Annotated in this window: 23 protein-coding genes and 1 tRNA gene; 11 read left to right on the forward strand and 13 right to left on the reverse strand. The window is 54.6% G+C overall.

Going from position 1 to position 25,091, the window contains the following annotated elements; all coding sequences use genetic code 11:
• Window positions 1–60 precede the first annotated feature (60 nt).
• On the forward strand, window positions 61–1,119 hold the full coding sequence (locus H586_RS0103090) for an OmpA family protein (RefSeq protein ID WP_027181340.1): 1,059 nt from the start codon (window positions 61–63) through the stop codon (window positions 1,117–1,119).
• A gap of 84 nt (window positions 1,120–1,203) precedes the next feature.
• On the forward strand, window positions 1,204–1,635 hold the full coding sequence (locus H586_RS19860; RefSeq protein ID WP_011367631.1) for a hypothetical protein: 432 nt from the start codon (window positions 1,204–1,206) through the stop codon (window positions 1,633–1,635).
• Window positions 1,636–1,702: 67 nt separating this feature from the next.
• Here H586_RS19860 and H586_RS0103100 read toward each other — a convergent pair whose 3' ends face one another.
• The 5 genes from H586_RS0103100 to H586_RS0103120 form a co-directional block, all read right to left on the reverse strand.
• Window positions 1,703–1,915 carry a hypothetical protein gene (locus H586_RS0103100; RefSeq protein WP_027181341.1) on the reverse strand — a complete coding sequence of 71 codons (213 nt, stop codon included), beginning with the start codon at window positions 1,913–1,915 and terminating at the stop codon, window positions 1,703–1,705.
• Between the two features lie 84 nt (window positions 1,916–1,999).
• Window positions 2,000–2,338: an Hpt domain-containing protein gene (locus H586_RS0103105; RefSeq protein ID WP_027181342.1), complete on the reverse strand. Its 339-nt coding sequence runs from the start codon at window positions 2,336–2,338 to the stop codon at window positions 2,000–2,002.
• Between the two features lie 139 nt (window positions 2,339–2,477).
• Window positions 2,478–3,851: a sigma-54-dependent transcriptional regulator gene (locus H586_RS0103110; protein WP_011367628.1), complete on the reverse strand. Its 1,374-nt coding sequence runs from the start codon at window positions 3,849–3,851 to the stop codon at window positions 2,478–2,480.
• On the reverse strand, window positions 3,848–5,593 hold the full coding sequence (locus H586_RS0103115; protein WP_011367627.1) for a two-component system sensor histidine kinase NtrB: 1,746 nt from the start codon (window positions 5,591–5,593) through the stop codon (window positions 3,848–3,850). The genes H586_RS0103110 and H586_RS0103115 overlap by 4 nt, the downstream gene beginning before the upstream one ends.
• Before the next feature lie 195 nt (window positions 5,594–5,788).
• On the reverse strand, window positions 5,789–8,926 hold the full coding sequence (locus H586_RS0103120; protein ID WP_162147943.1) for an AsmA family protein: 3,138 nt from the start codon (window positions 8,924–8,926) through the stop codon (window positions 5,789–5,791).
• 169 nt (window positions 8,927–9,095) lie between these two features.
• On the opposite strand from H586_RS0103120, the gene H586_RS0103125 reads away from it, so the two are divergent.
• Window positions 9,096–10,064: a D-2-hydroxyacid dehydrogenase gene (locus H586_RS0103125; RefSeq protein WP_011367625.1), complete on the forward strand. Its 969-nt coding sequence runs from the start codon at window positions 9,096–9,098 to the stop codon at window positions 10,062–10,064.
• A 62-nt stretch (window positions 10,065–10,126) separates the two neighbouring features.
• On the opposite strand, the gene thiC is transcribed toward H586_RS0103125, so the two are convergent.
• Window positions 10,127–11,416, reverse strand: coding sequence for a phosphomethylpyrimidine synthase ThiC (gene thiC / locus H586_RS0103130; RefSeq protein ID WP_011367624.1), 1,290 nt, complete (start codon window positions 11,414–11,416; stop codon window positions 10,127–10,129).
• A gap of 160 nt (window positions 11,417–11,576) precedes the next feature.
• Here thiC and H586_RS0103135 point away from each other — a divergent pair, with 160 nt between their 5' ends.
• Entirely contained in the window at window positions 11,577–12,578 is a 1,002-nt protein-coding gene (locus H586_RS0103135; protein ID WP_027181345.1) for a glycosyltransferase, read from the forward strand.
• Window positions 12,579–12,606: 28 nt separating this feature from the next.
• On the opposite strand, the gene H586_RS0103140 is transcribed toward H586_RS0103135, so the two are convergent.
• Window positions 12,607–13,077 carry a hypothetical protein gene (locus H586_RS0103140; RefSeq protein ID WP_027181346.1) on the reverse strand — a complete coding sequence of 157 codons (471 nt, stop codon included), beginning with the start codon at window positions 13,075–13,077 and terminating at the stop codon, window positions 12,607–12,609.
• 13 nt (window positions 13,078–13,090) lie between these two features.
• Window positions 13,091–13,420: a hypothetical protein gene (locus H586_RS17955; RefSeq protein WP_011367621.1), complete on the reverse strand. Its 330-nt coding sequence runs from the start codon at window positions 13,418–13,420 to the stop codon at window positions 13,091–13,093.
• A gap of 151 nt (window positions 13,421–13,571) precedes the next feature.
• Between H586_RS17955 and H586_RS17960 the strand changes: the two genes are divergently transcribed.
• Window positions 13,572–14,852: a radical SAM family protein gene (locus H586_RS17960; protein WP_034618508.1), complete on the forward strand. Its 1,281-nt coding sequence runs from the start codon at window positions 13,572–13,574 to the stop codon at window positions 14,850–14,852.
• 105 nt (window positions 14,853–14,957) lie between these two features.
• Here H586_RS17960 and purM read toward each other — a convergent pair whose 3' ends face one another.
• Window positions 14,958–16,013, reverse strand: a complete 1,056-nt coding sequence (gene purM, locus H586_RS0103155; protein ID WP_027181347.1) for a phosphoribosylformylglycinamidine cyclo-ligase — start codon at window positions 16,011–16,013, stop codon at window positions 14,958–14,960.
• A gap of 80 nt (window positions 16,014–16,093) precedes the next feature.
• Between purM and H586_RS0103160 the strand changes: the two genes are divergently transcribed.
• From H586_RS0103160 to H586_RS0103180, 5 genes are all read left to right on the forward strand, one after another.
• Window positions 16,094–16,381 (forward strand): hypothetical protein, encoded by a 288-nt coding sequence (locus H586_RS0103160; protein ID WP_027181348.1) that lies wholly within the window; start codon window positions 16,094–16,096, stop codon window positions 16,379–16,381.
• Window positions 16,382–16,396: 15 nt separating this feature from the next.
• Window positions 16,397–17,416 carry an AmmeMemoRadiSam system radical SAM enzyme gene (gene amrS / locus H586_RS0103165; protein ID WP_027181349.1) on the forward strand — a complete coding sequence of 340 codons (1,020 nt, stop codon included), beginning with the start codon at window positions 16,397–16,399 and terminating at the stop codon, window positions 17,414–17,416.
• Window positions 17,416–17,919: a cob(I)yrinic acid a,c-diamide adenosyltransferase gene (locus tag H586_RS0103170; RefSeq protein ID WP_011367616.1), complete on the forward strand. Its 504-nt coding sequence runs from the start codon at window positions 17,416–17,418 to the stop codon at window positions 17,917–17,919. Before amrS ends, H586_RS0103170 begins: the two co-directional genes overlap by 1 nt.
• A gap of 21 nt (window positions 17,920–17,940) precedes the next feature.
• Window positions 17,941–18,288 (forward strand): Hpt domain-containing protein, encoded by a 348-nt coding sequence (locus tag H586_RS0103175; protein WP_027181350.1) that lies wholly within the window; start codon window positions 17,941–17,943, stop codon window positions 18,286–18,288.
• A gap of 56 nt (window positions 18,289–18,344) precedes the next feature.
• Window positions 18,345–18,421, forward strand: a tRNA-Pro gene (locus H586_RS0103180).
• Between the two features lie 61 nt (window positions 18,422–18,482).
• Here H586_RS0103180 and H586_RS0103185 read toward each other — a convergent pair.
• On the reverse strand, window positions 18,483–19,235 hold the full coding sequence (locus tag H586_RS0103185) for a tetratricopeptide repeat protein (protein ID WP_011367614.1): 753 nt from the start codon (window positions 19,233–19,235) through the stop codon (window positions 18,483–18,485).
• A gap of 336 nt (window positions 19,236–19,571) precedes the next feature.
• Between H586_RS0103185 and H586_RS0103190 the strand changes: the two genes are divergently transcribed.
• Window positions 19,572–21,899, forward strand: coding sequence for a methyl-accepting chemotaxis protein (locus H586_RS0103190; RefSeq protein ID WP_027181351.1), 2,328 nt, complete (start codon window positions 19,572–19,574; stop codon window positions 21,897–21,899).
• A gap of 210 nt (window positions 21,900–22,109) precedes the next feature.
• On the opposite strand, the gene H586_RS0103195 is transcribed toward H586_RS0103190, so the two are convergent.
• The 3 genes from H586_RS0103195 to H586_RS0103205 all read right to left on the reverse strand — a co-directional run bounded on the left by H586_RS0103195 (window position 22,110) and on the right by H586_RS0103205 (window position 24,880).
• Window positions 22,110–22,805, reverse strand: a complete 696-nt coding sequence (locus H586_RS0103195) for a cyclase family protein (protein WP_027181352.1) — start codon at window positions 22,803–22,805, stop codon at window positions 22,110–22,112.
• Entirely contained in the window at window positions 22,802–24,226 is a 1,425-nt protein-coding gene (locus tag H586_RS0103200) for an aspartate ammonia-lyase (protein ID WP_011367611.1), read from the reverse strand. Before H586_RS0103200 ends, H586_RS0103195 begins: the two co-directional genes overlap by 4 nt.
• Window positions 24,227–24,385: 159 nt before the next feature.
• Window positions 24,386–24,880 (reverse strand): peptidylprolyl isomerase, encoded by a 495-nt coding sequence (locus H586_RS0103205; protein ID WP_011367610.1) that lies wholly within the window; start codon window positions 24,878–24,880, stop codon window positions 24,386–24,388.
• Window positions 24,881–25,091 lie beyond the last annotated feature (211 nt).

Raw genomic sequence — 25,091 nt, forward strand, 5'->3', positions numbered from 1 at the left:
TTTTCACCATCAGTATCGGCCGTAACTAATTTTTTCATTATTCCATCTGGAGGTATAGTTATGAAACTAACACTCAAACCTGTCTTCATGTTCCTGCTGGCCATGCTGATCATGGCTCCGGCATTTTCCCATGCAGCGGACATGGAGTACATCCCCAAAATTGCCAGCTTCGACTTTTTTGTCGATGATTCCGGCTCTATGATGATGACTCATCAGAAGCTGGATAAACCGAAAATCGAAGTGGCCAAAGACGTGCTCAGCAAGATCAACAATGCAATACCTGCGCTGAAATACAACGCAAGCATGCATATGTTTGCTCCTTACGAAGAAGTGGTACCTTACGGTCCCTACTCCAAAAGCGGCTTTGAGCAGGGCATCATGAGCCTGAAGGCCGACAAGGAGATCTTTGCCCGCCGTACCCCCATGGGGGACGGTCTTAACATGCTGCGCCCCGCAGCGGACAATATGGCCCGCAATGCCGCTGTCATCATAGTCAGCGACGGCGAATCCAACTTCGGCAGCGACCCCGTTGCTCAGGCACAGGCACTGTACGAAAGCGCTCCCGGTCTCTGCCTGCATGTGGTTTCCGTTGCCGAAACTGAAGCAGGCAAAGCCGTGCTTGACCGTATTGCCGCGCTGAAAGGCTGCTCCGTAACTGCCGATGCAGCAACCCTGCTGGCTGATGAGCAAGCACTGAACGGCTTTGTCAAAGACGTCTTCTACGACACCCGTGAAGTGAAAAAGGCACCTGCCCCCGCTCCGGTTGTCACCCCCGAAACTGAAGAAGTCATCGTTCTGCGCAGTGTCCAGTTTGCTTTTGACTCTGCAGAAATCAGCAATGAGGCCGAAGATGTGCTGACCGAAGCCGCAACGCTGATCGAAGAACATGCCGGCAAGCAGGTTACTCTTGCAGGTCACACCGACAGCACCGGCCCCGAAGCGTACAACCAGAAGCTCTCTCAGCGCCGAGCTGAATCGGTTAAGGCATTTCTTGCCAAAGAGGGAGTTGACGCCAATCGCATCAAGGCCGTAGGATTCGGCGAAAGCGAACCCAAGTTCGACAACAATACCGCCGAAGGAAGAAAGCTGAACAGAAGGGTTGAAATCACCTTCAAGTAAGGCTTGTAATCGCTAATAAAAACAGCCCGGCGGAATCCCGCCGGGCTGTTTTGCATCAACACGTTTGCCGGAGACGACAGCAACATGAAACTGTTCATGGCCCTTACACTAAGTATCACCTTGCTTGCCGCCACCGCTTTTGCAGGTCAGGACCCTTCATCTGCGGTAAATCTGCCGCCGGAAAATCCGGCAGTAGCCGCTAAACTGGCCGCCTTTGCCAGCAGTAAAATGCAGGCAATCTGCGCCAACATAAAACCTTCTCCCGATGCCAAGGAACTGGTGCAGGAAAATGGTGAATATGTGGCCAGATACCTGCTGGTTAACACCGACAACATGACCACAAAGGTCAAACGCTCGGCTTCATCCGGAAAATACGTGGGAATCATCCGCTATCACGAGCTCGTATTTGAAGCCCGCGGCAAAACTCCCTCAGAGGCTCTCGGTGGAAAATTCGACATGGTTAAAATGCGTCGGATAACAGAGATAGTGCGCTACAGCAAAGGCACATGGCTCTAACCCCTCCTGCCGAGAAAAAAGGGACCGGAATTCCGGTCCCTTTTTCAATTGTCTTTCCCGCCTGAAATCATTCATCATATTCAAAGCAGTCTTCAGGGCAAAAGGCGATCAGTTCTGCCACCACAGCGTCAGGTGCCACATCGGAAAGCAGCATGGGACGCTCGTCTCCCTCCACCCATGCCACATGATCCGGTGCAAGCTCAACACAGGCCCTGCACCCGCTGCAACCTGCGGTTATAAGAGAAAAATCTTTATCTGTATCGCGTCGTTCACTGCCCATGGGAACCTCCCTTATGGCCTGTAGAGTGTGCCATACCTATACTCAGATAAGAGCAGCAGCAGAACCTGACAAGAGGTACACCCGTCAGCTCAGGAACAGACTGACTTCATGCCGCAGGCAACATGCCTCCGTTTCAAGATTTTCCCAGGCTTTCTGCAGCAGGCTTTCTGCAGCGCCCTGCGTCATGGCAGCCTGTTCAAGACTGGCTGCGCAATGCTGCAACCCTGTGGCATAAATGGTTCCGGCAACTCCCTTCAGTGCATGGGCAGAGCGGTACAATTCGGTACGGCTGTCCCGGGAATACATGGTACTCATACGAAGCAGACGCTCGTCGAAGTCACTCATAAATATGGTCAGAATTTTCCTGACCGTATCTTCATTGCCGAATTTATTGCGCAGACGCGGGTAATCGATACAGCTCATAAAAAAGATAACCGTTTTGCTAAAAAACTATCGCACGGCAGAGGCACGGACAGCAATCATGGCGCACCAAGCCCCGTGTCAAAAAAATACACATCCGGACAAGCCATGGGCCGCCGGGCAGCCCATGACGGAATCTGAATCAGCTGCGCCGTGTCAGACCGAACTTCTTAAGCTTATATTGCAGTGTCCTGCGGCTTATACCTAGCGCATCGGCTGTTTTTTCGCGATGTCCGTTATGCGCTTCCAGCGCCTTGAGCAATGTTTCGCGCTCGGCATCGTCAAAAGACGGCACAAGAGCTGTGGAAACCATGCGCTGCGGTAAGGGGTCTCTGCGTTCTTCGACCTGCAGCAACTGGGCGGGCAACGACTCGGGCCCCAGAATATCAGACCTGCTCAGAATAAGAGCACGTTCAAGCACGTTTTCCAGTTCACGCACATTACCCGGCCAGTGGTACGCCATAAGTGCATCCAGAAACTCCGGACTGACGCTGCGTACTTCCTTGCGGTTTTTGCGGCTCAGTTTATCTACAAGCCGGCTTACAAGCAGCGGAATATCATCAATGCGTTCACGCAGCGGCGGGGAAACCACCTCAAGCACGTTCAGGCGGAAAAACAGGTCTTCGCGGAAATCCCCCTGTTCGATAGCTTTACGCAGGTCGCGGTTTGTGGCTGCCACAATGCGCACATCCACATCAACGGGCCGGACGGAACCCAGCGGTTCGATAACCCGTTCCTGCAGCGCACGCAGCAGTTTTGCCTGCAGTTCAACGGGCATTTCACCTATTTCATCCAGAAAGAGAGTGCCACCGCGTGCCAGCTGAAAACGGCCGGGCTTATCCTTTACGGCACCGGTAAAAGCGCCTTTGACATAGCCGAACAATTCGCTTTCCAGCAGGTTGCCCGGCAACGCTGCGCAGTTGACTTTCACCAGTGTTTTTTCGCGGCGCAGGCTTGCATCGTGCAGAGCTTCGGCAATCAGTTCCTTGCCTGTTCCGGATTCACCCATAACAAGCACAGTAGCCTCGCTGGGACCGGCCTGTCTGATAAAATCCAGCACCCGCAGCATGGCGGGGCTTGAACCCACAATTTTCTGAACAGGGTCTCCCTGCCCCAGCTTCTGGCGCAGATTCTGATTTTCTGCCAGCAGCAACGAATACTCCCATGCCTTTTCGAGCACTGCTGCCAGCTCGTCATTGTCTGCGGGCTTGCTCAGGTAGTCAAAAGCTCCTTTTTTCATGGCTTCAACAGCAGACCCGACAGTGCCGTATGCTGTAAGCATCACCACCGGCAATTGCGGATTGATATCCAGAATACGGGCCAGCGTCTCTTTGCCGTCCATACCCGGCATGCGCATATCCAGCAGAACCACATGCACAGAATCGGTTCCGAGAAAAGATAGCCCGTCTTCTCCGCTTGCGGCTTCAAAAACCTGCCATCCGTTGTCTTCCATAACCGCACGGACCATCAGGCGGTGGCCGGGCTCGTCGTCAATAACCAGCAATCGCTTGATCATGAATCCCTCTCAGCGTCAGCTTCATTGGTATCGTCAGCAACGTCATCGTCATGGTCGGGAAAAAACAACCCCACAGTGGTTCCGTGACCCGGAGCAGTATCGATTATCGCCTTGCCGCCATGGTCGCGCATGGTCTTGTGCACAAGGGCAAGCCCGAGCCCTGTTCCTTTTTTCTTGGTGGTGTAAAAAGGCTCAAACGCCTGTTCAGCCTGTTCTTTAGTCATTCCGTTGGCCGTGTCGCGCACAAAAAGCCAGACACCGTCTTTTGCCAGCCCCGATGCCACATCCACCTGTCGGGCACCACCGTCAGTTTCCTTCAGCGCGTCCAGGCTGTTCAGTACCAGATTGAGTACCGCCTGCTTCAGGGTATCCTCATCTGCCCAGACCTCTTCAGGCCCCAGACTGACAACCATATTGACCTTGCGTTCGTCCAGATCAAAGCGGACCAGATCTTCCACCTCGGAAACAAGTGCACGCAGCCGGACAAGCCGCGGGGTAACGCGTCGCGGACGCGCAAGATACAGAAGATCGGTGATGACCCTGTTCAGACGGTCAGCCTCGCGCACCATGGTCTGCGCGTAAACTTCTTCCGGATGTCTGTCCTTGAATTTTTTGGCAAAATACTGGGCAAACCCGCGCAGCGCGCTCAGCGGGTTGCGTATTTCATGTGCCACACCGGCAGCCAGCGTTCCCACTGCAGCCAGTTTTTCAGCATCGCTCAGGCTTTTTTCCAATGTACGTATCTGGGTTCTGTCACGGATAATCACAAGGCGCGAAGCATCGTCTGTTTCGCTGCTGCCGGGCATCCGTACACTCAGAATTTCAAGATGCGCTCCGCGGACACTGTCCTGACGCCACCCTGCCGTTTCCGTTTCCGGAGCCGCAAGGCAGCGCAGAATATCGTCGGGCAGATCATCCAGCAGTTTGCCTGCCAGTCCCTCTCCGCGCGCCTGCAATATGCCGTTTGCCGCCGGATTAGCCGCCAGAATGGTGCCGTTTTCACCAATGGTGACAAGCCCGTCGGGCAGATTATCCAGCAGCTTTACCTGAAAACGCTCGAGCTGACGTGCTTTGCCTGCCATTTCTCTGCGTTTGATAAGCCCCATGGCCAAAGCCCATATCAGTACAGCGGCTCCCAGAATATAGGCAGCCTGAAAAAGAGCATTCTGCCGGAATTTCCGGTAGATGGCTTGATGCTTGGCCATATCCAGCCCCACCACGAGAAACGCGGGTAGAGGCTCGCCGGTTTCCGCCCGCGCAATACTCATGCTGCCGGTGTTACCGGGAATAATCCTTTTGCCGTATACATAAGCGCTGGCCAGCCCGAAGCCGACTCTGCCATGCCACTCGCCGGTCTGTGCCAGAGTGCGCAACGCATCAGGAGGAAAAAGGATGGTTCCGGACTCTCCGCTGCTGCGCGATGTGAGCACGCGCCCGCCGTGCTTGTCGATAAGCCCGACAAACAGCACTTCTCCGCTCTGTTCCAGTTCACGGAAAAATTCTGCTGCTCCTGCGCCGAATGTTGCCCCGCCCTGCGCATCTGTCGTCATATTGCGCCGTAACGAACTGTCCACAGCCTGAAGCACAGAGCGCGACGCAAGAATGAGGTGCTGGGTTCCTGCCTCTTCCTGCTGCGAAAGCACCTGCCCGGTGGAAACAATAAGACTCAGTCCCACCGTTACCAAAGTAAGAACAGCGATGATGAGCGTGCTTCGTTCACGTTTATAATCAGCTACTTCCATTATGCCTTCCTGCAATACGTGTCGAAGCACAGCACATGAAAAACACGTGCCAAAACACCGCACATCATAATATACTGTTATTAAAAATTAAAAATGGCTCTCCGCACAGATGCACAAAACATATGCGCAATATCCTGCACAAATATATGCACAACTAACCTGGGGGTGCAAACACATTTTGCACACCTGAATGCATCACCGGTCAGGTGCAGCTTTTTCCAGTAGTTTATCTGCGGCTTTCAGCGGTACGGAAATAACCCCGCGTATGATGTTGAAAACACCTCCGCCAATGTTACCGATGGTCCGCGGCAGAATTTCAAGATGCTTCACGCGCACATTGGGGTCATACATGGAGCCGGTTAACTTTACGGGAAAGCTTGGAATTCCGACAAATGACACCACTGCGGTATAGTTAATCCTCTCACGGGGGAGGTTGACCTCTCCTTTACCTGTCATGGAAATCAGCTGGCCGGAAAGTGAGAAGTCATCATTGCGGAGCACTCCGTCGTCCAGCAGGCCGGTAGCAGATGCCCGAGAAAAGGAATACTGCGCAGGGGCAGCTCCCCCGTCTTCCTGCCGGCGCAGCCGGTATGCCCCGTCGCGGACAACAAATCCCCATTTTCCGTCGAGAGACGCCGGAATATCAGCGGAAGAGTCAATCATCCCTTCGGCATCAAAGGAAATATCCGCCACTCCGGTAACAAAAGAATCACCGGCAAAACGGGTAGTCAGTTTTCCGAAGTCTACTTTTTCGAACGAAAACGCAATCTTGGACTGCAGCGCACCGTTATCTTTTATATCCCCGCGGAACATTCCGCTAACCGTGCCGTCGTACAGTGTGGCCCGCAGAGGCTCCATGGCTACCCTGCCGCCTCCGGCGCTCAGCCCTGCCTGCACATCGGAGTACGTCATATTCCGGTATACAAGGTGGTCCAGTGCGACACTGCCCTGCAGCGTCACATCGCGCAGGAATGAAAAATCCAGCGGCTCATCCTTTTCCTCTCCGCCTTTATCCGGCAGATATCTGTCCAGATCAAAGCTGTCCGCCCGCACATCCACTTTGAAAACGTCTCTGCCAGCAGACACTGCCAGCGCACCGGAAAACACTGTCCGGTCGAGCACCCCTTTGTCCAAACGCAACTCGAGCTGTTCGGGGCGATACACGAAACTGCCGCCAACCGCGGCTCTGCTGAACACCCGCGGATCCGAAGGACGATAGGCATCCGGCCCCCACAGTGCGGCAACAAGGCGTGAAGGCGAAAGTCCATCTGCAGAAAACACCCCGGTCCACGGGCTGCTGCTATAGATATCGTCACATGCAACGTCAAAAAACAGTTTCTCACCCCACACTTCCGCGCGTCCCTTGCGGAATGTCAGGGTACCGGTTTCAAAATCAGCGCCAAGCGTGCCGGACACAAACATTTCAAGGGGGCTGTCACCGCGGGGCAGACGGACCGTGTCTTTTTGCCGGACAGATACGCGGGCTCCGGCAATCTGGCGCGGAAGCAATGTATCCGGTTCCAGCAGCACGGGGCCGTCAAGCTCGAAAGCGGACGAAACGCCGGCACTTGCAACTCTGGTACCTTTCAGCCGCCATGCATAAGGCATAAGCCCCCTCTGTGCATCAGGGTCCGCGCTTTCACCTTGCATATTCAAGGTAAAATCAACCGACCGGAAGGCGGAAGGTTCCATTGCAAAACGGCCATCGGCCTCACGCCGGGTGCGTACGGCAAAAAAGCCACTGGCAAGCGACACATCCAGCCTGCCGGACAGATCGGCCAGAAGCCCCTGAATGGTCGAGGCGTCCGCCGTCACATCCGCTTTGGCCGCAAGCACTCCCCCTGCGGCAGGAAAACCCGCCAGCAGTCTGGCCGGTGTGGCGATATCCACGCCGTTCACATCCAGCTTCAACCCGAAATCATCCCGGATATCAAGCACGGCATGCACTCTGCCATTGTAGAAAGAGTTCACGGTGTAAGAGGTGTAGGTGCCTTTTTCAGACGGCCAGCAGCGGAAAGAAAGTCCCTGCCCGCTGAAATTCCACACGCTGAAGCTTTCCGCGGCAATACGGATATCGTAGCCCACAGATACCCCGCCGGCATCATCAGGTCCGAAGACCAGCACCGGCGGCAGACTGACATCCGCCACCGGCAGCGTGGCGGGCGGGACCGGCGCAAGCTCGGGAAAAACAGCATTCACATCCAGATGTTCGGCTGCCACATCTATATAAATGACCGGAGCGGAAAAGTCGGAGACGGCCCCTTTGCCGCGCAGGACCATGCCCAGCACCTCGGCCCGCAGGTCGGAAACTTCCAGCCCCTCACGGTCGAGGCTGAACAGCAGTGAGCCTTTCAGGTCATCAAGCGCATGCTGCAGACTGTCCGGCAACTGCTGCCCGAACTCGAACCAGAACGGCAGGCTCAGATGCTCCACATCGGCTCGGCCGGACACCACGGGCGTTCCGGACAGTGCACCGGCAACGGATATGTCGCCGCTTACCACGGCGGCATCCAGTGCCGCTCTGGTTACAGAAACCGCAAACTCGCCGCTGGCATTGTCGTAGCTCACAGCGGCATCCAGCGCAGTATCAAGCCGCCTGCCCATGATGGTGACAACCCCTCTGGCAGCAACATCAGAAACAAACCCCGCTGGGGAACCTCCGGAATCGAGCCCCAGTTCTCCCTTAAGGGCAATATGCTGCACGGCTGCAGCCTCCGTGAGCTCTACATCCGCCTCCAGAGTAAAAAACCGCCGGTCACCTCCGTCGAAAGCTGCGTCAAGGTTTGCGGCAGCCAGCGATACACCGCGCAGCCCGTCTGTAAAAAACAACTGGCCCTGTGCAATGTACACCCCGTCATACCGGGCATTTTCGAGCCGCAGAGGTATGGAGCCCCAGACACCTGAAGAAACCTGCCGCTGCCTGCCCGCGCCCATGAAGGCGGAGATGACCTGCCAGTTTGAACGTCCGTCTGCCTGACGCACCAGCCGGATGACAGGACGGTCTATGGCGGCCTGCCCCAGCTCTATGACGCCTTCGCCTATGCGCGAAAGAGAAAAATCCAGACGTACGGTTGCCGCGGTGAGCAACGGGGCATCACCGGAAAAGCCCTGAGGCTGCTCCAGCACCACATCGTGTACCGATATCCCCGGACGCGGAAAGACACCCACATCAACCGCACCGTTAATGCGGCAGACAACGCCCAGCTCACGCGAAACCATATCTTCCAGAGATCTGCCCAGCGCTTCGCTGTCCACCAAAACACTGAGACCGGCAATGCAGAGGAACAGCACCGCAGCCAGTCCCCCCGCTATATAATATAAAGTACGCAACACGTTGAAAGCTCCGTCGGAAAACCCTGTATTCGTCAAAGCAAAAAGATAAGACATGCCAGAACAAAATGCCAACTCTTTCAAATTGACACCGCAGGCGGAATAAGGTCCCATCCTGCTTTCCGGTATCATCGCCAAGGCATTCAGTACCACTACCTACAAGGAGAAAGCCATGCGCATCACTGTGCTTGACGGATACACCCTGAACCCGGGGGACCTTTCCTGGGCAGAAATCGAAAAACTGGGAGAAGTTACTGTTCATGACAGAACGCATGGACAGGATATTGTGAAACGGGGCGGGCAGGCGCAGATACTTTTGACCAACAAAGTCCGTCTGACCGCCGAAACGCTGGCGATGCTGCCGCAGCTCCGGTTCATATCGGTTCTTGCCACCGGATATGACGTGGTGGACATAGCCGCAGCCGCAGCCAGAGGCATACCGGTATCAAATGCGCCGGGATACGGGGTGGAAGCCGTCGCCCAGCATACCATGGCACTGTTGCTTGAATTATGCAGAAAAACAGCGCGCCACGATACGCTTGTCAAGCAGGGAGCATGGTCTCAGGCCCCTGACTGGTGCTTCTGGGAAGGAACGCAGCAGCAGCTTACCGGAAAAACCATGGGGATTGTCGGGTTCGGCAATTCAGGACGTAGGGTTGCGGTACTGGCCGACGCTTTCGGCATGGATGTCATAGCCTATGCTCCGCGCCCCAAGGAAGCTCCGGCACTCAGAAATTTCAGATTTGCCCCGCTGGAAGAACTGACGGCACAGGCGGACGTCATCAGCCTGCACTGCCCGCTCACCGCCGACAACCGTCATCTGATAAACGCGCAGCGCATAGCGTCGATGAAAGACGGCGCGCTGCTGCTGAACACGGCACGGGGACCGCTGGTGGACGAAACGGCTCTGGCACAGGCACTGGTGTCTGGTAAACTGGGCGGAGCCGGTCTGGATGTGCTGGAGACGGAACCTCCGCTTCCGGACAATCCGCTTTTCCGTGCCCCCAATTGCCTTATCACCCCTCATATTGCATGGGCTACACAGACTGCCCGGCAATCACTGATGAGCATAACAGCCCGCAACATCGAGATGTTCAAACACGGCACACCGCAAAATGTGGTCAACGCGCACATGCTGTGATCAGAAAGAAAGGCGGGGTGCCGCAGCACCCCGCCTTCTACTGTCGTTACGGTTTGAAAGGGCTAAATTTTGCCCATGGGGTCTTCGCGCAGCATTTTCACCGCGCAGAACTTACCGCACATGGCGCACTCTTCCTCGTCTTTATGCTCGCCACGACGCTCATCGATTTTAGGCGCATCCAGAGCGTATTTTTTCATGGCATCCCAGTCGAGGTCCTTACGCGCGCGGGAAATACCCTCTTCGCGTTCCAGCGCGGCAGCCCTGCCAAGAGCAACTTCACCAGCCTGTGCGGCGATGCGTGAAGCCACAACGCCCGCATGGACATCATCCATGGTGGGCAAAGTCAGATGCTCGGCGGGAGTAAGATAGCAGAGGAAGTCAACGCCAGCCTCCACAGCAATGGCTCCGCCGATGGCACCCGCAATATGGTCGTAGCCGGGGCAGGAATCAATGGTCAGCGGCCCCAACACATACAACGGGGCATTGTTAGTCATCCGCTTGATAGTCTGAATCTGGCTGCGTACCTGATTGAACGGCACATGGCCGGGACCTTCAATCATGCACTGCGCACCGGCGGCAAGAGCTCTTTTGGCCAGCTGCCCCAGCACCATGACTTCCTCGTACTGGGCCGCGTCCCCCGCATCATGACCGGCGCCGGGGCGCAGACCGTCACCCAGAGAAAACGTCACGTTATGTCTGCGGCAGATGTCGATCAGACGGTCAAATCCGGTAAGCAGAGGGTTTTCTTTGTTGTTACGCAGCATCCAGCGCGCAAGAATGGAACCGCCCCGCGAAACTATACCCAGCAGACGGCTGCCGTCGGTAGCCAGTTCGGCTCCGCGACGGGTAAGCCCGCAGTGCACTGTAATAAAATCGACACCCTGCCCGGCCTGCTTTTCGATTTCTTCGAAAAGCTCTTCAGGATCCATTTCAGCAGGATCGCGATCTGCATCAAGATACCGCTGAGCCACGGAATACATAGGTACCGTGCCCAGAGGCAATCTGGTCTGCGAAAGCATTTCGCGTCTGATGGCGTCCAGATCTCCCGCAATGGAAAGATCCATGACGGTATCCGCGCCGGCCTGTTCGGCCACCTGCAGCTTGCGCATTTCGCAGGCCACACTGTTTTTCAGAGGAGACGTGCCGATGTTGGCGTTCACCTTTACACCGGCAGGCTGGCCGACCAGCGTAGGCAGTACATTGCCGTGTGAAGGGTTACCGAGCAGCACCATAGTGCCGTTTTCTATACCGGCACGGATTGTCTCTGCGGAAATATGTTCTTTTTCCGCGAGCATGGAAATGTGCTGGTCGAGAAGGCTCCGGAGAGCGGTGTTTGCTTCAAGAATGGACATAAAATTATCTCCCAGGCTTGGTAAGCACTGCGGGAGGGGCCAGGGAACACACACAACGTCCGGAACATAGCTTTGCACCGCCGCGTTGGCAACAGAAAAACAGCATGCGGCAGTACGCACAGGTATTGCGCGCGCCGTCAGTAATGGCTAAACAAAGGGCATGTTGACCATCTTCTGGCTGGGAAGCCCTTTTTTTGCGCCATCACTCAGCGCACTGGGATGCAATGTTATCCGGCATGACTTCAAAGGGCCGGAAACTTTCGGCTGGAACGATATTGTGCGGCTTGCGGGCTGTGTGCCCGACATGGTTGTTGTGGCAGACAAAAGCAGGCCCCCCTTTGTCAGAGGCATTGAGACATTTCCCTGCCTGACTGCTTTTTTATGTATCGATTCGCACATTCACAGCTGGTACCCGCGTTATGCACAGGCATTTGATATCTGCATGGTAAGCCTGCGAGACCACCTGCCATGGTTCCGCAACATGCGGCTGGCCGATGATTCTGTGTGGTGGATGCCCGCATTTGCCAAAGACCAAGACCTGCCCCGCACCATGACCGCGGCGTGGGATCTTTTGTTTGTGGGCACCGTGAACGCCCAGACAACTCCGCGGCGTAAAATTTTTCTGGAAAAACTGCGTGAAGAAATACCCGGCAGGCTGCATGTAACCACGGGCAGCTATCGGGACCTGTACCCGCAGGGCAAAGTAATACTGAACTACTGCGAGCACGGAGATCTGAACTTTCGGGTATTCGAAGCGCTGGGTTGCGGCTGCTGCCTGCTTACTCCGGCAGTGGAAAACGGACAGCAGGAACTTTTTCGCGACGGAGTGCACCTGCGGACCTATCCGCCCGACGATGCATATGCGGCCGCCCGGGCAGCACTTGATCTGCTGGCTGCAGATCCGCTGCGCAGAACACTTGCAGAAAACGGTCTGGCCGCAATTGATACGGGACACCGGTCACGCCACAGAGCACAGAATTTTCTGGAAAAAATTGACAAAATGGATGTGCAGAAAACCATAGACCGGAGGCTGCAGCAGGCTCCGGCAATTCATGACCGTTACCTGCGCCTGCTGTACCTGCTGCACGCCGAAACGTCTTCAGGCCCGTATCTGCGGGAAACATATCTGAAAGAAGCCTGCCGCTACCCCCGCGGAACGTAACCGCAAGCCGGAAGTCCGGCCTGCTCTGTCAGTATTTTTCCGCTCCGGAGCTGCCGTCCGACAGTCTGCCGAACGCTTCCTTCATACTCTGCAGCTTTTCCCGGCTCAGCATATCCAGAACAATAAGCAGCTCTTCAGCACTCATGGGGCTGCCGGTCTGCACTTTGTACCGTTCTACCTTTTTCAGCTGATCCGATGTAATTCCCCCGCGGTGTACCAGATAGTCAAGAAAACGCATTCCGGCTTTTTGTTCTTCAGGAGCGTCAAGATGCTCCGTGGCCTGCAGCGCCGCCATTTTTATCTGGCTGTCCAGCGCGTCCAGCGAGTCATTAAGACGCCCTTCCTCGTCTGACAGGCGGGAAAGCTGCAGATTCAGCTGGGCGTTCTGACGTTCCAGCTTGTTGATGATCTGCTGAAAAGACTGCGTCCGCCGCCGGAAAAGCATAAAAATGACTGCCACTGCGGAAAGAGAAGCCAGCAGCACAAATAAAGGATCCATCCGCCGCTCCGGGCTAATCGTGCAGAATGAATTCGGTTATGTTATCGTCATGTTCCCCGCGTTCGGGCTGGGCAGCGGGTCTTGCCGCATCCAGACTGGTGCCGTTTCTGCGTGGTGCACGGGTATCCGCCTGTGTTACCCCGGTCTGTCTGCGCATGACGGTTGTCAGCACGTCCAGCCTGTCCTCGATGGCACGCAGCTGCTCCAGCATGGCGGAACGCTCGGAACGCAGGCTGCGGGACAGGTCGTCAATACCGCGCAGCATAAAGAAAAACATTACCATAAGGCCTATGAAGCACAGCAGCATGAACACCATGAACGGTGTGAGCAGTTCTTCGAACATGAGAAAATATGACTCCCTGATTGCGGAAGCGTATAGAAGGCAGTGCGCAGTACAGAACAATTTCCCTTGCCCGCTGCTTTCGCATTCCGTATGAATTCCCGTTTAGCACAAAAGGCGCTGCCGCCACAATAGCCGCTCCGGAGGATATGCCATGGCATCATCACGCATACAGCCCAGACTCCTTGTCGCCGACAAGGATGGAAATATATACGATCACCCTGACCTGCTCATGGTATGCCGCAGAGGGCACGAGTTTGCCCAGCCGCGCCCCGACGAGCTTATGCCGCTGCCGGAAGAAAGCGACCTGTTTCTGCTGCCCGGCCGCCAGGCAGTGGGCCTTTCTGAAGAAACAGGTGAAATAGAGGTACTGGAAGAGCTGGCTGTGGCGGCCTTTGCCGCGCCAGCCCACACCCTGACCGCACATGCGGCCTATATCTCCTCGCCAGACGCCCCTACACTGCCGCTGTTTGCCTACGGCGCAGTAGGATACGCCAACGGCAGGTTCTACATCTGTGCCAAAAGGGTTGATCAGGACGAGAGACAGGTTTTCAGCAGTATTTCAAAAAAACGCATCAAGCAGAACGCGCATGCGCTTATGAAAGCCTATCCTGAAAACAGACTTATGCAGCACCTGATGAGTAACTGCGCGCTGACATACTGCTGCCCGGCAGCGCGTAACCTTGCTCTGGGCAGGTACGAGGCTCCCCTGCCCACATCGCGCAGCTGCAATGCCCGCTGTGTCGGATGTATTTCCCAGCAGGAAGACGGCTCCAGAATCTGCAGCACCCCGCAGAACAGGCTCAGCTTTACCCCCACGCCGGAAGAAATTGCAGAAGTAATGCTGCACCATGGCAAAGCTGAAACCGAAAAACCCGTATTTTCATTCGGGCAGGGCTGCGAAGGCGAACCGCTCACCGAGGCGGACATCATCGCTCAGGCCGTACACCTTTTCCGCAGCAAGGGCGGAACCGGCACCGTGAACGTCAACACCAACGCCTCTCTGCCGCAGGCTGTCATCAAACTTGCCGAAGCCGGCATCAGCTCCATACGGGTCAGTCTGAACAGCGCCAGAGAAGAAGTATATAACCGCTATTACCGCCCCCGCGGGTACACCTTTGCCGATGTGCGCAGTTCCATTGCCGAAGCGCATAAACGGGGAGTCTTTGTTTCGCTGAACCTGCTCTACTTCCCCGGAATTTCCGATTGCGAGCTTGAGCTGCAGGCTCTGGACGAACTGATCCGCACGGAAAAGGTTGACTTCGTGCAACTGCGCAACCTGAATATTGATCCCGAAATGTATCTTGAGCTACTGGACGGCATTGAGTTCGGCCCCAGCGCGGGGTTCATCAACTTCCGGCGCAGGCTGCGCAAATCCAATCCGTGGCTCCAGTTCGGCTACTTCAATCCCTATCTGCCACAAAATCCGGCTTAGATGGGCAGGACAAAACTTCCCTTTGTGGCGCCGCCTGACGACAACACGCAAAAAAAAGCCGGAGCACACGCTCCGGCTTTTAGCACCATAAAGTATCCGGCCCGATCAGCCGAAATCCACATATACCTGTTCTTCGCTTTCTTCGCGGCGTCTTTCTACAGTGCCGATGGCCCATGCGGGCTGATCAAGCGCAGCAAGCCTGCCCAGCACATCGTCTGCTTCTTCCTGCCCCACAATCACCACATAGCCGATACCACAGTTGAATATCTGCAGCATCTCAGGCCAGCTAAGCTCACCCAGATCACGCAGCCAGTGGAAAACAGGCAGAATATCCCACGCGCCAAAGGCTATGCGGGCATCTACAGAAGCAGGCAGCACACGGGGAATGTTGTCGTAAAAACCACCGCCCGTCACATGCACCATCCCTTTTATCTGAAAATCCCGCATCAGGTTACGGATGGTTTCCACATAAATTCTGGTGGGAGTCATCAGTACGTCACGCACGAGGGCGTCGGTGCCGGGCATAATATCATCGGCACCCAGCCCGCTCTTTTCAAAGAGCTTCCGGACAAGGGTGTATCCGTTTGAATGGACACCGCTTGCTCCCAGACCGATAATCACATCACCCACGCGGATATCCGAACCGTCCACGATACGGGCATTGTCGGCAATGCCTACGCAGAATCCGGCCAGATCATATTCTCCCGGGGCATACATGTCGGGCATCTCGGCAGTTTCTCCGCCCAGCAGGGCACACTGTGCCTGGCGGCAGCCTTCTGCCACGCCGGAGACAACCTGTGCGGCAGCTTCCACGTCCAGCTTGCCGGTTGCAAAATAATCCAGAAAGAAAAGGGGCTTTGCACCCTGAACCAGCACATCGTTGACACTCATTGCCACAAGATCGATACCCACGGTATCATGCTTGTCAAACATGAATGCAAGCTTAAGCTTAGTACCCACGCCGTCGGTGGACGAAACGAGTACAGGGTCTTCCATGCCTCCCAGATCAGGTTTGAAAAGGCCGCCGAAACCTCCGATGTCGGAGATCACACCCTTGGTGTGGGTGCTTGCGACCATGGACTTGATTCGCGAGACAAGAGCGTTGCCGGCATTGATATCAACCCCCGCCTCGGTGTACGCTTTTGCACGATCCTCAGGCATGTAATCTGCTCCTTACAGGTTGCGTCAAAATTCGGAAGGCATTCATAGGCTTTTAGGGTCTCAAGCGCAAGGGGTAGCCTATGCGGACAGTCATTTTTTCATGCAGCGCTCTTACCATCGCATGCGCTGCTATTTCACTTTATGTGACAATCGCTGCCGGTTCGCACTGTTATGCGGCATTTACCGGCAGGCAGGCCGAAAACAGCACAACCATGGGAACATCTGTCAACGCGACACAAATCCGGCGTAACGATCAGGGAGACCTGATCATCAAAACGACTCCGCGCCCTGCACGGCCTGCGGCCAACTCGACAGTACCTGTTCTTATTATCACGCCGGAGATTACTCTTCCGGTGAACAAGCCATAAGCAGACTTTATCACCATGCACAAGGCCATTCTGTGGAGACCCGGAAAAAACAACGCGGTGCAATGCACATTGTGCTGTCACTACTGCCTTATTCCCGCAGGAGGCAAAGGTGCCTGCGGAGTACGCCTCAATGACAGAGGCGTGCTGTATACTCTGGTGGCTGACAATGCAGCCGCCCTGAATCTTGATCCGGTGGAAAAAAAACCGCTGTTCCACTTTCTTCCGGGTACGCAGACGCTGTCGCTGGGTACGGAGGGGTGCAACATGGGGTGCGTATTCTGCCAGAATCACCACCTGTCGCAACCGGTCAGGACAGGGAAAAAGCCTGCCGGCACACCGGTTTCTCCTGACTCACTGGTCAAGTTCGCCCTGCATTCCGGCGCGCAGAGTATCTCTTATACATACACCGAACCCACGGTGTTTTCAGAGCTGGTCATATCAACTTCGGCCGCTGCAGCTGAGCATGGGCTAAAAAACATTCTGGTTTCAAACGGCTATCAGAGCCCTGAAGCACTTTCCCGACTTGACGCGACGATACATGCAGCCAACTTTGACCTGAAATCTTTTTCTGACAACTTTTACCGCGCCCACTGCGGGGCCCGCCTGAAGCCCGTGCTCCGCACATTACGTGCCGCAAAAAAATATGGCTGGTGGGTTGAAATAACAACACTGGTCATTGACGGAATGAACGACAGCATGGAGGAACTGCAGGCCATCGCAACATTCATTGCCGCAGAGCTGGGACAGGATGTACCGTGGCATGTTTCCCGTTTTCACCCGGCCTACCGTATGACCGGCACAGCCCCCACAGTACCGGCTGCCATTGAACGCGCTCTCGAAAGCGGTTACAAGGCGGGGCTGCGCTTTGTCTATGCCGGCAACATGCCCGGGCATGCAGCAGAAAATACCTACTGCCCCGTCTGCGGCCAGCTGCTTATCAGCCGGGTCGGCTTTACGGCACATTTCAACACCGCCGGTCGTTGTGCACGGTGTAACACCACTTTGCCCGGCATATGGACACGGGAGCAATTCTGATGCTGCTTATTCATACAGGAAATGGAAAAGGAAAAACAACCGCCAGCATAGGCATCGCCATACGGGCGCTCGGTCAGCAGATGCGTGTGGGTTTCGGCCAGTTCATGAAGCGCGATGGTCAGGCCGGCGAACAGAACATGCTGAAGCAGCTGCTCAACGACAATTTTCATGCCGAAGGTCTGGGCTTTTTCACCCGCGAAGAAGACAGAAAAATACATGCAGCGGCTGCGGAAAAACTGGTATCATGGGCTTCAGCGAAACTTGAAAATCTTGACCTGCTGGTTCTGGATGAAGCTCTTTACGCTCTTGGCTGCGGACTTGTTTCACAGGCACAGCTGCAGGGCCTGATTGACAAGGCGGGCGCATGCGGTACGCATCTGGTGCTCTCCGGCCGGGGGCTGCCCGGCTGGCTGGAAAAACAGGCCGACACAGTAACTGAAATGACAGAAGTAAAACACGCGTACAAAAGCGGTGTTCCGGCTACCAGAGGCATTGAGTTCTGACAACCGCAAGGAGTTTTTTGCATGACTGATATGCTGCCGGTTCTGGATACCGAATCCACCTTGCAGCGGCTGGGAGGCGATGCAAGCCTGCTGCAGATTCTTTATGCGGCCTATCTGGAAGATACGCCTCAGAAACTCTTGGCCCTTGCTGCTGCAGTCAGCACAGGTAATTTTAAAGAAGCAGGACATGTCGCGCATACATTAAAAGGCAGCTCCGCTACGGTCGGAGCCGCCGCAATGAGTGATAAGGCCCGAGAAATGGAACTTGCCTGTCAGCAAGGCAACCTGCGGGAAGCCGAATCTGCAAGACACGCTCTGGAACAACTTTTCTCTGCTGTGCGCAAAGCCATACTTGAAACCCCGGCCTGACCATTTTTCCCTTGCATGTCCTCTCTGTTTAGACTATCAGTCCTCTTCGATCATTACGGGGCGTAGCGCAGCTTGGTAGCGCACCTGCCTTGGGAGCAGGGGGTCGCACGTTCAAATCGTGTCGCCCCGACCATAAAAATTTCGGGTTGCAGCATAAGCTGTAACCCGTTTTTTTATGCTTTGCTCTGCATCTGTTATCCGGCACGCTGCACACTGGCAGAACCGCCGCAGTAGCGCAGAAACTTCTCCGCCTCGGAGAAGTCAGGGTTAAGCTCCAGCGCCCGCTGAAGGTGGCTTATGCATTTGTCCACCGCCCCTTTTTCGTAATGCACCCGGGCAACATTAAAGTGCAGGTGATCATCTTCAGCCACCTGCAAAGCCCGTTCATAAAAACGCAGCGATTCTTCATAATGCCCGTTTTTGCGCAGGCTGATGCCGAACCTGTTAAACCGGCTTTTCTGCTCTTTACAAAAAACCTGATCAAGTCCCAGCAACGTGTCGATGACACGCTTTAGCCTGCGGAAGTCCTTTTTTTCAGAATAGACTTCGCCAAGACCGTAATTGGCAGGAACATTCAGATCGTCAATCATAAGAGCCTTGATGAACATACGCTCTGCATCATCAAGCCGGCCGATATCCAGAAGAGTCTCCCCCTCCTTCAGCTTTCTGTTTAATGAATTCAGAGCCGGAACAGTATGCGTTCTGTAATAATCAGGCTCGGGAACATACATACGCAAAAAATCCAGTTCAGGATGTTCCCGCCGTATGCCCGATGGCACATGATGAGCATTCAGAGGCTGCACCTCGTAAACATCCTCTGAAAGCCTGCGTACATACCAATACGTCACCTGATGCTTGAACGACTGGGTCCCTCCAACTCCCACAGTTGTTTCCTGCTGCAGAGAGTACACGCCAAGAATTTCAGGATACAATTCGCTATCAGACACGTCTGCCCCTTTAAAAAAAAAACGGAACCGCTAACCGGTTGCAGAGTACACCGCGCCATACCCGCCGACAACATCCCTTTTTATCAGGACACATACGAGCAGCGAAGCATAGGCACATCATGCCTGCAACTCCGGACGCAGCCAGCTACATAATTCACTGTGGCACATGCCGGCAATAAAGCGCAGCGACAGAATCAGGATATTGTACAGTTATTGACAAAAGTCCAGCATACAGTAAAAATACAACAAGTTCACTTCCATAGACAGCTTGCGGCATAAAGTGGATATACACACTATCCTCCGTCAGTCATACATCTTTCGAAATAAGGAGCAGTGATGAATCTCAGAAGCATCAGCGCCCAGCTTTCGGCACTTATCACCGTCCTGATCGTTCTTACCATAGGCGCGCTGATATTTTTTGCCACGGCCAGTTCATATGAAAGCACTATAGAAAATCAGGAAGCAAATATAAAAACACTTAACAACCAGATCGTCAGCAGTACCGAGCATATCCTGGCGTCAAACATCGCATCGACACAGGCATTCGGCGAACGACGCTATGTTGTCAATGCTCTTAGATACAACAACGCCCGCTCCATCCCCATAAAAGAATACCAAAATACCGTTGAAAGTCTGGACCTTATATCTTCGCTGCTGGTCACTGACACCCAAGGCAATATTCTCGGCGGTGTGAATGAAAAAAATGAAACGGTAACCGACGGGCGGGAAGAAGATGAAAAGCTGATCGAGGCGGTAGCTCAGGGCAAAAAATATATTGCCGGTTATGCCGTCAGATCGGAAAAAACAGGGGACGCTCTTGTCAAACTTGCCGCTCCCATCATTGATCCCATTACCGAAAAAGTTCTCGGCGGAGTTATTGCCTGCCTGGACTGGTCGCGCATCAGCGAAAATTTCATTTCTCACGTAACCATCGGCAAGGCCGGATACATCGTGGTTACCGACAACGCCGGAGTGGTTATAACCCACCCGGATAAAACCGTGCAGTTCACTTCTCTTGCCGGTTTTGATTTCATGCAGCAGGCTCTGCAAAACGATGAAACAGCTATCTTTTATTCATGGAAAGGAAAGAAGAAGGCGCTGATCAGCGCGACAATTCCCGCAACGGGCTTCAAGGTACTTTCAACAAGCTACGCAGACGATCTTGCAGCAGCGGCCGCTACACAAAGAAATATGCTTATGCTGACCGGCACCGTTGCAGCTGTCACGCTTATCGCCGTTGTTCTTTTCTTTATGCAGCGCATGGTTATACGTCCGTTACGCTGCCTGCAGGACTACACCAATTCGGTTGCATCGGGCAACCTGTCTGCAGTCATGACAGGAAGCCACAGATACGAAATGGCCGCACTGTCCACCGGCCTTCAGAACATGGTGCAGGAACTGAAAGACAAGCTTGCTTTCAGCCGCAGTGTTCTGGAAGGTATAACCCTGCCCTTGCTCATTGTGGACAAAGATGAAAAGGCGACATTCATCAACACACCGTGTCTGGAAATGCTCCAGATAGACAAAGCTCCGGAACAATGTCTGGGCAGAACTCTTGCCGACCTGTTTTACAACGATCCCGGAAGAAAGACCGCTGTCGGGCGCAGCATGGCCGAAAAACAGGTCATATCAAATCTTGAGGTTACCATAACCGGTCACAAAGGCAGACAGACCGAAGTGCTGGCCAATGTCACATACCTGCAGGACATGGAAGGAACCATAACCGGCGGGATGTGCCTGTATCTTGATATGACGGAGTTTAAAAAACAGCAGAGACGTATTGCAGAACAAAATAAACGTATTGCAGAAACAGCGGAAAACGCGGGCAACATTGCGGAACAGCTGGCTTCCGCTTCCGCGGAACTTTCTTCCCAGATAGAGCAGTCGTCGCGCGGGACTGACATTCAGCGGGAACGCACGGGCGAAACAGCCGCAGCCATGGAGCAGATGAACGCGACGGTACTGGAAGTTGCACGCAATGCCACCGCCACGGCTGGCCTTTCCGAGCAGACAAAGCAGAAAGCCTTTGAAGGCGGCCGGGTCGCACAGCAGACAATTGAAAAAATTACACTGGCCCATGAACAGGCTCTGGCCCTGAAGGCGGATATGGCAGAATTGGGACAACAGGCAGAAGGAATCGGCGCCATAATGAACGTCATAGCAGATATTGCCGACCAGACAAATCTGCTGGCCCTTAACGCAGCCATTGAAGCTGCACGGGCAGGAGACGCGGGGCGCGGCTTTGCTGTGGTGGCCGACGAAGTGCGCAAACTTGCTGAAAAAACCATGAGTGCAACGCAGGAAGTGGGCCAGAGCATCAAAAGAATACAGCAAAGCACGCAGAAAAATATCCGCAACACGGAAAGCGCTGCAACTGCCATTTCTGCCGGAGCGGAAATGGTCACGCTTTCCGGAAAAGCTCTCGAAGAAATCATGCAGCTGGTGCAGGAAAGCGCTGATCAGGTGAACAGCATCGCCACAGCCGCAGAAGAACAATCGGCCACCAGTGAGCAGATTAACCGTTCCACTGAAGAGATAACCCGCATTGCCGACGAAACAGCCATGGCGATGCAGTCCTCTTCACAGGCTGTGGCCGACCTTGCCCGTCTGGCAGACGATCTGCACACCGTTATTGCACAGATGAAAAGCGATAACGCGGCATAGCGCCCCCCTGCCCTGCTCAACCCGCAAACCAAAACACGCCCCGAGAGGGCGTGTTTTGGTTATTCTGCGCAGTAATCCATTACGGAGCCCTACGCTCCGTGCTGTTTTATTTTTTCCGGCTTATGTCTCCGCACTCTGACGGCAAAGACGCAGATCAGTGCTCTGAAAAGTACCCCGCCGCAACGCGGAAGACTTCCAATCCCTCTCCTGTCAGGCATCCACAAGAACTGTGACCGCGGCAGGAGCACCAGTCCCGCCCTGTAAGGCAATAACCCCCAGAACGACAGTCGCGCCGATGGCAGGCAGTGCCCCGAGAGAACACAGACATTCCGCAACAATACCTCCGGCAGAAAGAATCATCCGGTTGCAGGTGTAGTTTGCGTCGTCGGGAGCATCTATGCCATGTGTATCAATGCCCAGACCCGCTATACCGCGCTGCTGTACAAGCAGCCTGGCTGCCGCACGGGACACGGCAGGAAAGCGCATTCCTCCGCCCGCACACCGTCCCAGAAACCTGTCAGGACTATGCCAGAAAGCATCCCAGCCTGTGTGCACGGCCACAAAAGTCCCCGCCTGCAACGGCCCGTGCCGTTGTTCCCAGTCCAGAACATCCTCCGGCTGTAACAGATAACACACATCCTGCGCAGCCTGCTGATGCACATCAATAACAGCCAGCGGAAAAACCAGCGGGGCGGAGGCAACACTGTCAATACCGTGCCCCCCCTGAAAGAAAGCCGCTGGCGCGTTCACATGGGTGCCGCTGTGCTCGCCCATACAGAAACTGCGCAGAAAAAAACCGTCCGTGTTCATGTCCGACCACGGAGTGAACACAGTGGGCGGATCTTCCGGCCAGTGCGGCATGGCGGAAGAAACAGGATGCGAGCAGCAGAAAGCAGTTCTGGTCATTTATCCTCTGCCGCTTTACGGTTCGGCAACTTTCTCGGAGCAAGCATCTTGCTCGGATCCAGCAGCTCGTTATACTCTTCGGCGGTCATAAGCCCCTGCTCGTCAAGCACCTGTCCCACGGGCTTGCGCGTTTCCTGTGCCTGTTTGACCACTTTTGCAGCCGCCTCATATCCTATGGCGGGAGCTAAAGCCGTCACCACCCCCAGAGAACCTTTGAGCAATTCAAGACAACGCTCATCATTAGCGGTTATGCCCTCGATGCACCGCTTTCTCAGGGTGTGCACACCTCTGGTCAGAATTTCCAGTGACTGAAACAGATTAAATGCGATAATGGGTCCGAAAACATTAAGCTCAAGCTGCCCTGCCTCCGCAGCCATGGTCACTGTCATGTCATTGCCGATAATCTGGTAGCATATCTGGGTGACCACTTCAGGAATGACAGGGTTGACCTTGCCCGGCATTATGGATGATCCGGGCTGCACCGGCGGCAGATTGATTTCGTGCAGGCCGGTAAACGGCCCTGAAGACATCAATCTGAGATCATTACATATCTTTGAAAGTTTCACACTGGTGCGTTTCAGCAGTCCCGAAAGAGTCACATATGCGCCGGCATCGCTGGTTGCTTCTACCAGATTCGCCGACTGAGATATGGGCAGGCCTGTCACATCAGCCAGAATGGCGCAGGCGCGGGCTCCGTAGCCCGGAACGGAATTGATGCCTGTTCCCACTGCCGTAGCCCCCAGATTGACTTCGCAAAGCAGGCGCATCACCTCTTCCAGACGGTCAATGTCTTCATTGACCGTAACAGCATATGCCGCAAACTCGGCTCCGAGCGTGATGGGAACGGCATCCTGCAGCTGTGTGCGGGCCATTTTAATGACATTGCCGAATTCTGCACCTTTGCGGCTCAAAGCGTCGCGCAGTTCGCGCAGCCCGTGCAGCAGTTCGCGGCTGTACCACACAAGCGCTATGCGCAAAGCCGTGGGGTAAACATCATTGGTGGACTGCGAAAGATTCACATGATTGAGCGGATGGATAATGTCATACCGCCCTTTTTCATGCCCGCTCAGCTCAAGAGCCCTGTTGCAGATCACTTCATTGGCGTTCATGTTTACCGACGTTCCCGCCCCGCCCTGAATGACATCCACTACAAACTGGTCATCCAGCTTGCCCTGCCGCACGTCTTTGCAGGCATGGATAATAGCTTCGCCGACGGCGGAATCGAGTTCTCCCAACTCCATATTGGCCATGGCCGCAGCTTTTTTAACCACAGCCAGCGCCTGTATGAACCTGCTGTAATGCGAAACAGGAATAGTTGTGATTTCAAAATTCTCCAGAGCCCTCAGTGTCTGAATGCCGTAGTAAGCCTGTGCGGGAACCTTGCGTTCGCCAAGACTGTCATGTTCCGTACGGTAGGTCATGCTGCCTCGCTGTTTCCGGGTGGGGTTGGATAAAAATACCGGTTTCCACGTGCCACAGCAGCTTATTGCAACACAAACACATCTGACAACCGCAAAAAAAAAGCCTGCCGGAGCAAGCCGGCAGGCGCAAAGCCGCAAGGCAGCAAAGCCGGGGCGGTATCAGTCCATGACCACAGCTTTGTTGATTACAACGGGTACCAGAGGAACATTTTCAAAAGGTCCGTAGCTGCCCGTAGGTACTCCCTTGATGGCGTCAATGGTGCTTTTGCCTTTAACCACCTTGCCGAAAACTGCATAGCCCCAGCCGGACAGGGACTTTCCGCGATGATTCAGAAACGCATTGTCCTTCACGTTAATGAAAAACTGCGCTGTGGCGGAATGCGGATCCTGCGTACGGGCCATGGCAACGGTATATTCTTCATTTTTCAAGCCGTTATCGGCTTCGTTCTGTACAGGCTCGCGGGTTTCCTTCTGCTTCATATTTTCCGTGAAACCGCCGCCCTGCACCATGAAGCCGTCCATGACACGGTGAAAAATGGTACCATCGTAAAAGCCGTCACGCACATACTGCAAAAAGTTTTCGCAGGTGGCGGGAGCCTTTTCCGCGTCAAGTTCCACAACAAAGTCACCCATGCTAGTCTCAAAACGAACCATAGATTTCTCCCCTTGGGCAAAAGCAGTACCCGCCGCGCTTACAAGCAGGCCTAACGTTAATAAAGAGCAAAAAAACAGTCTTAGGCTCATAAATCACCTGTCCTGATCTTCCCGCGTACAGCGGGACTTTATATGGAATGGGTCAGCATGTAGCAGACAACACAGCCGCACGCAACGCAGAACGGCCGCCCTGTACGGCGGCCGTCCTTTT

Origin of the sequence: Oleidesulfovibrio alaskensis DSM 16109 (genome assembly GCF_000482745.1) — a bacterium.
Classification (GTDB): domain Bacteria; phylum Desulfobacterota; class Desulfovibrionia; order Desulfovibrionales; family Desulfovibrionaceae; genus Oleidesulfovibrio; species Oleidesulfovibrio alaskensis.

What these genes read in the sequence shown, in the direction of transcription:
- H586_RS0103125 (WP_011367625.1), top strand. Translation starts at nt 9,096, where the DNA reads ATGCGCATCACTGTGCTTGACGGATACACCCTGAACCCGGGGGACCTT.
- H586_RS0103110 (WP_011367628.1), bottom strand. Translation starts at nt 3,851, where the DNA reads ATGATCAAGCGATTGCTGGTTATTGACGACGAGCCCGGCCACCGCCTG.
- H586_RS0103170 (WP_011367616.1), top strand. Translation starts at nt 17,416, where the DNA reads ATGCTGCTTATTCATACAGGAAATGGAAAAGGAAAAACAACCGCCAGC.
- H586_RS0103190 (WP_027181351.1), top strand. Translation starts at nt 19,572, where the DNA reads ATGAATCTCAGAAGCATCAGCGCCCAGCTTTCGGCACTTATCACCGTC.
- H586_RS0103205 (WP_011367610.1), bottom strand. Translation starts at nt 24,880, where the DNA reads ATGGTTCGTTTTGAGACTAGCATGGGTGACTTTGTTGTGGAACTTGAC.
- H586_RS17955 (WP_011367621.1), bottom strand. Translation starts at nt 13,420, where the DNA reads ATGTTCGAAGAACTGCTCACACCGTTCATGGTGTTCATGCTGCTGTGC.
- H586_RS17960 (WP_034618508.1), top strand. Translation starts at nt 13,572, where the DNA reads ATGGCATCATCACGCATACAGCCCAGACTCCTTGTCGCCGACAAGGAT.
- H586_RS0103200 (WP_011367611.1), bottom strand. Translation starts at nt 24,226, where the DNA reads ATGACCTACCGTACGGAACATGACAGTCTTGGCGAACGCAAGGTTCCC.
- H586_RS0103100 (WP_027181341.1), bottom strand. Translation starts at nt 1,915, where the DNA reads ATGGGCAGTGAACGACGCGATACAGATAAAGATTTTTCTCTTATAACC.
- purM (WP_027181347.1), bottom strand. Translation starts at nt 16,013, where the DNA reads ATGCCTGAGGATCGTGCAAAAGCGTACACCGAGGCGGGGGTTGATATC.
- H586_RS0103195 (WP_027181352.1), bottom strand. Translation starts at nt 22,805, where the DNA reads ATGACCAGAACTGCTTTCTGCTGCTCGCATCCTGTTTCTTCCGCCATG.
- thiC (WP_011367624.1), bottom strand. Translation starts at nt 11,416, where the DNA reads ATGTCCATTCTTGAAGCAAACACCGCTCTCCGGAGCCTTCTCGACCAG.
- H586_RS0103160 (WP_027181348.1), top strand. Translation starts at nt 16,094, where the DNA reads ATGCGGACAGTCATTTTTTCATGCAGCGCTCTTACCATCGCATGCGCT.
- H586_RS0103140 (WP_027181346.1), bottom strand. Translation starts at nt 13,077, where the DNA reads ATGGATCCTTTATTTGTGCTGCTGGCTTCTCTTTCCGCAGTGGCAGTC.
- H586_RS19860 (WP_011367631.1), top strand. Translation starts at nt 1,204, where the DNA reads ATGAAACTGTTCATGGCCCTTACACTAAGTATCACCTTGCTTGCCGCC.
- H586_RS0103115 (WP_011367627.1), bottom strand. Translation starts at nt 5,593, where the DNA reads ATGGAAGTAGCTGATTATAAACGTGAACGAAGCACGCTCATCATCGCT.
- H586_RS0103105 (WP_027181342.1), bottom strand. Translation starts at nt 2,338, where the DNA reads ATGAGCTGTATCGATTACCCGCGTCTGCGCAATAAATTCGGCAATGAA.
- H586_RS0103135 (WP_027181345.1), top strand. Translation starts at nt 11,577, where the DNA reads ATGTTGACCATCTTCTGGCTGGGAAGCCCTTTTTTTGCGCCATCACTC.
- H586_RS0103175 (WP_027181350.1), top strand. Translation starts at nt 17,941, where the DNA reads ATGACTGATATGCTGCCGGTTCTGGATACCGAATCCACCTTGCAGCGG.
- H586_RS0103090 (WP_027181340.1), top strand. Translation starts at nt 61, where the DNA reads ATGAAACTAACACTCAAACCTGTCTTCATGTTCCTGCTGGCCATGCTG.
- amrS (WP_027181349.1), top strand. Translation starts at nt 16,397, where the DNA reads ATGCACAAGGCCATTCTGTGGAGACCCGGAAAAAACAACGCGGTGCAA.